Raw genomic sequence first — 6,679 nt, forward strand, 5'->3', positions numbered from 1 at the left:
CGAGGTGATGCGGTATTCCTTACCGCTCGCCGTGGGCTCGCCGGACTCGAGGCTCTTCAGCGAGATGCCGCGCTTGATGAGCTTGGTCTGGAAAACGTCGAGGACGGCCTTCGCGCGCTCCTCCGAGTTGGCTTTGATGAGGATCGCTTCGCCGCTCCACTCGATGGAGGCGTCGGCGCCCTTGAAGTCGTAGCGCTGCTCGACCTCTTTCCGCGCCTGGTTGAGCGCGTTGTCGGCTTCCTGGCGGTCGATCTTGGAGACGATGTCGAATGAGCTGTCGGCCATCCCGGGATTCTATCGAGCCGGAGGCGACCGGCCCAGCGGGTGGCGGTCGCTCGTAGACTCGGATGCCATGCGAGCACTCACCGAGAACGAGGTGCGCGAGGCGTTCGTCAACGCCGCGCCCGAGGAGTTGCGGGTCGTGGCGCTGCCGCACGACTTCCTACTCACCGACTGGGACCACCTCGACTTCTTCGCGTGGCGCGACCCCCGCACCCGCGGGCGCGGCTACCTCGTGACCGAGCGCGACGGCGAGCCCACGGGCGTCGTGCTGCGGGTCGCCGACGGGCAGTCCCGGGCACGTGCGGCGATGTGCAACCTGTGCCACACGATGCAGCCCGGCGACCAGGTGTCGCTTTTCACGGCGCGGAAAGCCGGGGCTGCCGGCGAACACGGCGATACGGTCGGCACGTACATGTGCGCCGACCTGTCGTGCCACGAGAACGTGCGCCTCGCGATGCCGCTGGCGCCGAGTGAGATCCGCGGGAGTGTGGACATGAAGATCGACGGCACCAAACGTCGTACCGAGGCGTTCGTGGAGCGTGTGCTCGAGACGGCCGGGGTCGAGCGGTGACCGGCCGGGTCGTCGTCATCGGCGACGCCCTGATCGACGAACTGCGCGACGACGACGGTGTCCGCGAGTTCGTCGGGGGCGCGGCGTTGAACGTCGCCGTGGGCCTCTCGCGGCTCGGCGTCCCCGCGTCGTTGATCGCGATGGTCGGCGATGACGCCGCCGGGGAGCAGATCCGCGCCTACCTCGCGGAGTACGACGTCGACCTGCTCGCGAGCCCCTCGGAGCACGGGTCGTCGCGCGCCGTGAGCACCCGTTCGGCGGGTGGCGAGCCGGAGTACGTCTTCAACGAGGCGGCGCAGAACCGTCGCGTGCACTACGGCGACGCCGAGCGGGCGGCCCTGGCCGACGCGGCGATGGTCGTCGTCAGCTGCTTCCCCTTCGACGACGCGGAGCAGACGGACGCGCTCCTGGATGCCGTGGGCTCGGCGTCCCTCGCGATCGATCCGAATCCGAGGGCCGGGATGCTGCACGATCGCGACGAGTTCGTCCGCGGGTTCGAGAAGGCCGCGGCTCACGCGCAGCTGGTGAAGGTGGGCGAGGACGACGCGCAGCTGCTCTACGACGCGCCGCTCGAGGGGCTGCGGGAGAAGCTCACGGCCCTCGGCGTGGATGCCGTGCTCGCGACCTACGGGGCCGGGGGAGCGGCGATCGACGCCGGCGGACTCACCGTCTCGCGGGGCATCGCCCAGCTTCCCGGCCGCATCGTGGACACGATGGGCGGCGGCGACGCCGTGCTGTCGACGTCGGTCGCGCTCGTGCGCGAGGGCCTCCCCGCCGACGAGGCCGAGTGGGGGTACGTGCTCGACCGCGCGATGGAAGTCGCGGCTGCGACCTGCCGGAGCGAGGGCGCCCTGCTGCGCATCCCCGAGTGAACCCGGCACCAACCGGGCCCGTGTTGGAAGCACCCCCTCCGGGAGGGTAAGGTAGGTGATCGCGCCTCCGGTCGACTGTGAAAGCCGGGCGGGTGCGCACCTGGCGAGTTACCCAAGCGGCCAAAGGGATCTGACTGTAAATCAGACTGCATTGCATTCGGGGGTTCGAATCCCTCACTCGCCACCGACACATATGAGAAAAGCCCCGGGAGACCGGGGCTTTTCTCGTTGACTGGCTCCGCGTCTCAGGCCGACTCGCGCCAGACGATCGGGCTCTCCAGCAGGATCGGGGCCGTGAAGGTCTGGCCGTCGAGCTGCGCGAGGACGGCGCGGGCGGCGGCGCTGCCGAGTTCGTCGGCGGGCTGGTGCACGGTCGACAGCGGGGGATCGCAGCGCAGGGCCCACGAGCTGTCGTCGAAGCCGACGATGCCCACGTCGTCGGGCACGCGACGACCGGCTTCGCGCAGGGCCTCGATCGCGCCGGCGGCGACGGCGTCGCTCGAGGCGAAGACGCCGTCGATGTCGGGGACGCGGTCGAGCAGGCGCTTCATGCCGGCCTTGCCGTCGGAGAACGAGTAGAACGGCACCCGTTCGACGAGCTGCGGGTCGAAGTCCCCGCCGAGCGCGTCGACGAACCCGGCGAGGCGATCGGCGCCGGAGTCGCGGTCGAGAGCCGCGGCGACCATGCCGACGCGGCGGCGGCCCGTGCCGACGAGCCGTTTCGTGATCTCCCGCGCCGAGCCGCGGTTGTCGATCGCGACGTGGGCGGCGTCGCCGATGTCGCGCGGGTTGCCGACGAACGCTGCGGGCAGGCCCAGCTCGACGACCGCCCGGGTGATGGGGTCGCCGACGCGCGCCGAGACGATGATCACGCCGTCGATGAGCCCGCCGCTGAGATAGCGCGCGAGCCGGTCCACGTCGCGGGGCGTGTCGGCGATCAGGCACGACAGCTGGTAATCCGCCTCGGAGAGCGCGCTGTTGGCGCCGAGCAGGATCGAGGCGATGTTGGGGTCCTCCACGAACAGCGAGTGCGGTTCGTGCACGATGAGGCCGATCGCCTGGGAGCTCTGCATCACGAGGCTGCGAGCCGCGCGGTTGGGGACGAACCCGACCTTCGCGATCGCGGCCTCGATCGCCGCGCGCGCGTCTTCCGAGACGTACGGCTGCCCGTTCAGCACGCGGCTGACCGTCCCCCGCGAGACCCCCGCCTCGAGAGCGACGTCCTTCACGGTGGCGCGACGCCGACGCTCCGTATCCACGATCCCGATCCTAGGGCGGGGACGCCCTGTGTGTGAACGAGCACAGATTGATAACGAAGACTTGACGCGGAAAACGTCGGATGCCACTCTGTGTACGTTCACAGAACCTCGACGGAGAGGCATCCCGCTCGAAACTGTGCACGTTCACAGAACGAGGAGCAGGATGACCGGCCGGACCCCCTTCACCCACGAGGGCATCGCCTTCGGGTGCGACTACAACCCCGAGCAGTGGGCGCCCGAGGTGTGGGACGAGGACATCCGCCTGATGCGCGAGGCCGGAGTCGACCTGGTCGCGGTCAACATCTTCGGGTGGTCGCACCTCCAGCCGGGACCGGACGCCTTCGACTTCGCGGCCCTCGACGACATCCTCGAGCGGCTGCACGCCGCCGGCATCCGGGTCAACCTCGGCACCGGGACCGCCTCCGCGCCCGCGTGGCTCAGCCGCGCCCACCCCGAGGTGCTGCCGATGACCGAGGACGGCACGCGCCGCTACCCCGGTGGCCGCCAGGCGTGGTGCCCGAGTTCGCCGATCTTCCGCACGGCATCCCTCCGTCTCGTCGAGGCGGTCGCCGCGCGGTACGGGTCGCACCCCGCCGTGGCGCTCTGGCACGTCTCGAACGAACTCGGATGCCACAACGCCCTCTGCTACTGCGACGAGAGCGCCGCGGCGTTCCGGATCTGGTTGCGCGAACGCTACGGCTCCGTCGCCGAGCTCAACCGGGCGTGGGGCACCGCGTTCTGGAGCCAGTCGTACTACGACTGGGAGGAGATCCTCCCGCCGCGGGCAGCCTTGTCGGCGCGGAACCCGGGGCAGCTGCTCGACTTCCACCGCTTCAGCTCGGACGCCGTCTTCGCGCAGTACCGGGCGGAGGCCGACGTGCTGCGGCGCCTCAGCGACCGCCCGGTGACGACGAACTTCATGGTCACCGCGCACATCGAGAACATGGACTACTGGACGTGGGCCGACGAGATGGACGTCGTCGCCAACGACCACTACCTCGATCACCGCCTGGGCGACCCGCTGAGCGAACTGGCGTTCGCCGCCGACCTCAGCCGCGGGCTCGCGCAGGGCGCGCCGTGGATCCTCATGGAGCACTCCACCGGTGCCGTCAACTGGCAGCCGCTGAACCTCGCCAAGGAGCCCGGTCAGCTGCTGCGCAACTCGCTCACCCACGTCGCGCGCGGCGCCGACGGCGTGTGCTTCTTCCAGTGGCGTGCCTCTCTGCAGGGCGCCGAGAAGTTCCACTCCGCGATGCTGCCGCACGCCGGCACCGACTCCGCGGTGTGGCGAGAGGTCGTCGAACTCGGCGGCATCCTGGACCGGCTCGGCGAGGTCGCGGGCTCGCGCGTCCTCGCCGACGCCGCCGTCGTCTTCTCCTGGGAGGCGTGGTGGGCGACCGACACCGAGTGCCGTCCCAGCCAGGCGGTCGGCTACCTCACGCAGGTCCACGCGGCCTACGCCGCGCTCCACGCCCAGGGGCTGACCGTGGACATCGTTCGCCCGGGGGCCGACCTGTCCGCGTACCGCGTGGTCGTGGTCCCGGGGCTCCACCTCCTGCGCGCCGACGAAGCCGACGTCCTCACCGACTGGGTCGCCGCGGGCGGTACCGCGGTCGTGACCTACTACTCGGGCATCGTCGACGAGAACGACCGTGTCTGGGCCGGGGGCTACACCGGTCCGCTGCGCGACGCGCTCGGCATCCATGTCGAAGAGTTCGCGCCCGTCGCGCCCGGCGTCGCGATCGCGCTCGACGACGGCACGCGCTCCCACCTGTGGAGCGAGCGCCTGCGCGCGACGACGGCCGAGACGGTGGCGACGTTCGCCGACGGTCCCGCGGCCGGGTCGCCCGCGATCACCCGCAACGCCCACGGGCGGGGCAGCGCGTGGTACCTCGCCACCCAGCTCGAGCCCGCGGCCCTCGCCGACCGGATCGGCGCGATCGCCCGGGAGGCAGGCGTGCGTCCGCCCGTCGATGTCGACGCCCCCGGGGCGTTCGAGGTCGTGCGGCGCCGCGGGGCGGACGCCTCCTACGTCTTCGTCGTCAATCACGGCGACACCGACCTCGTTGCCGACGTGCGCGGCACCGAGCTCATCACGGGACCCGCGGTCGAGGACCGACTGCGCGTCCCTTCCGGCGCCGTGCGCGTCGTCCGAGAGGAGAACCACTCATGACCGCTTCCGCCACCGGGGCAGCGACGCCCCGGGCGCGTCGACGCATCCCCCACAAGAGGGCCATCGCGGCCTTCATCGCCCCCTTCGTGGTGCTGTTCGTGCTCTTCTACCTGGTGCCGATCGGCTACGCGATCTGGAAGTCGCTGCTCGTCGTCGAGCGCGAGGGCACGTTCGGCCAGGCCCGCGAGGTGTTCGGCGGCCTCGCGCAGTACTCGCTCGTGTTCCAGAACACCGCGTTCTGGACATCGGTCGGCCGCGTGCTGCTCTTCGGCGTCGTGCAGGTGCCGGTGATGCTGGGCCTCGCCCTGCTGTTCGCCCTACTGCTGGACTCGCCGCTGCTGCGCGGCAAGCGGTTCTTCCGCCTGGCGTTCTTCGTGCCGTACGCCGTCCCGGGCGTGATCGCCGCGATCATGTGGGGCTTCCTGTACTCGCCGAACCTCTCGCCGTTCCCCGGCATCACCTCGAACGTCGACCTGCTGTCCGCGGATCTCGTGCTGTGGTCGATCGCCAACGTCGTGACGTGGGTGTTCGTCGGCTACAACATGCTGATCATCTACTCGACGCTCCTGGCGATCCCGCAGGAGATCTACGAGGCGGCGCGCATCGACGGTGCCGGCCACGTCCGCATCGCCTGGTCGATCAAGATCCCGCTGGTGCGGCCGGCTCTCGTGCTCACCGGTGTCCTGTCGATCATCGGTACGCTCCAGCTCCTCGCCGAGCCGCAGACCTTCCGGTCGTTCAGCTCGGCGGTGACGAGCACCTTCACTCCCAACATGACGATCTACGCGACCAGCTCGATCCCGAACGTCTCGCTCGCGGCGGCCTTCTCGGTCGTGCTCGCGCTGGCCACGTTCGTGCTGTCGTTCACCTTCCTCCGTCTCAGCCGTCGTGGAGCACAGGCATGAAAACAAGCTCGAGCATGAGAACGAGCTCCGGCCCCCGCGAGAGCATCCTGTCGCGCACGACCGCGATGGTCGTGATGGGCATCTTCACGCTCTATTTCCTCATTCCGCTGTGGTGGCTCGTCGTGGCATCCACGAAGGACCGTGGACAGCTGTTCAGCACCAACGCGCTGTGGTTCGCCGACTTCCGGTTCTTCGACAACGTCGGGCAGCTGTTCGCCTACCGCGACGGCGTGTACCTGAAGTGGCTGGGCAACAGCGTCCTGTACGCCGGTGTCGGCGGCGTCATCGCGACCGTCATCGCCGCGATGTGCGGCTACGCGCTGGCGAAGTACCGCTTCCCGGGTCGCGAGGCCATCTTCAACACCGTGCTCGGTGGGGTCCTCGTGCCCGCGACGGCCCTCGCGCTGCCTCTGTTCCTGCTGTTCAGTCAGGTGCAGCTCACCGACACCTACTGGGCCGTGCTGCTCCCCAGCATCGTGAGCCCGTTCGGCGTCTACCTCACGCGCGTGTTCGCCGAGGCATCCGTTCCCGACGAACTCCTCGAGGCCAGCCGTCTCGACGGAGCGGGGGAGGTGCGGACGTTCTTCACGGTGTCGATCCGCCTGATGTTCCCGGCG

General features: G+C 69.9%; 7 protein-coding genes and 1 tRNA gene. 6 read left to right on the plus strand and 2 right to left on the minus strand.

Translation table 11 applies throughout. From position 1 onward, the window contains the following. On the minus strand, nt 1-285 hold a 285-nt coding region (locus tag I5G_RS13260; protein WP_022879488.1), incomplete at its 3' end, for a DUF520 family protein. Between the two features lie 67 nt (nt 286-352). Here I5G_RS13260 and I5G_RS13265 point away from each other — a divergent pair. The 3 genes from I5G_RS13265 (at nt 353) to I5G_RS13275 (ending at nt 1,909) form a co-directional block, all read left to right on the plus strand. Continuing rightward, complete coding sequence (locus I5G_RS13265; protein WP_022879489.1) at nt 353-853, plus strand: FBP domain-containing protein; 501 nt, start codon at nt 353-355, stop codon at nt 851-853. After that, a complete protein-coding gene (locus I5G_RS13270) occupies nt 850-1,725 on the plus strand; it encodes a PfkB family carbohydrate kinase (RefSeq protein ID WP_022879490.1) in 876 nt (291 codons plus the stop codon). The genes I5G_RS13265 and I5G_RS13270 overlap by 4 nt, the downstream gene beginning before the upstream one ends. 102 nt (nt 1,726-1,827) lie before the next feature. Further along, nucleotides 1,828-1,909: transfer RNA gene (locus I5G_RS13275), tRNA-Tyr, on the plus strand. A gap of 61 nt (nt 1,910-1,970) precedes the next feature. Here I5G_RS13275 and I5G_RS13280 read toward each other — a convergent pair. Further along, nucleotides 1,971-2,984 (minus strand): LacI family DNA-binding transcriptional regulator, encoded by a 1,014-nt coding sequence (locus tag I5G_RS13280; RefSeq protein WP_022879491.1) that lies wholly within the window; start codon nt 2,982-2,984, stop codon nt 1,971-1,973. A gap of 163 nt (nt 2,985-3,147) precedes the next feature. Here I5G_RS13280 and I5G_RS13285 point away from each other — a divergent pair, with 163 nt between their 5' ends. From I5G_RS13285 to I5G_RS13300, 3 genes are all read left to right on the plus strand, one after another. Next, nucleotides 3,148-5,157: a beta-galactosidase gene (locus I5G_RS13285; protein ID WP_026095915.1), complete on the plus strand. Its 2,010-nt coding sequence runs from the start codon at nt 3,148-3,150 to the stop codon at nt 5,155-5,157. Further along, nucleotides 5,154-6,062 (plus strand): carbohydrate ABC transporter permease, encoded by a 909-nt coding sequence (locus I5G_RS13290; RefSeq protein WP_026095916.1) that lies wholly within the window; start codon nt 5,154-5,156, stop codon nt 6,060-6,062. The genes I5G_RS13285 and I5G_RS13290 overlap by 4 nt, the downstream gene beginning before the upstream one ends. Before the next feature lie 14 nt (nt 6,063-6,076). Beyond that, on the plus strand, nt 6,077-6,679 hold a 603-nt coding region (locus tag I5G_RS13300), incomplete at its 3' end, for a carbohydrate ABC transporter permease (RefSeq protein ID WP_239642541.1).

The sequence above is a fragment of the Microbacterium sp. B19 genome (assembly GCF_000333395.1).
In the GTDB taxonomy this organism is placed as follows: domain Bacteria; phylum Actinomycetota; class Actinomycetes; order Actinomycetales; family Microbacteriaceae; genus Microbacterium.

Bases quoted from the DNA above. Each gene is read 5' to 3' on its own strand.
- I5G_RS13265 (WP_022879489.1), top strand. From the start codon at position 353: ATGCGAGCACTCACCGAGAACGAGGTGCGCGAGGCGTTCGTCAACGCC.
- I5G_RS13285 (WP_026095915.1), top strand. From the start codon at position 3,148: ATGACCGGCCGGACCCCCTTCACCCACGAGGGCATCGCCTTCGGGTGC.
- I5G_RS13290 (WP_026095916.1), top strand. From the start codon at position 5,154: ATGACCGCTTCCGCCACCGGGGCAGCGACGCCCCGGGCGCGTCGACGC.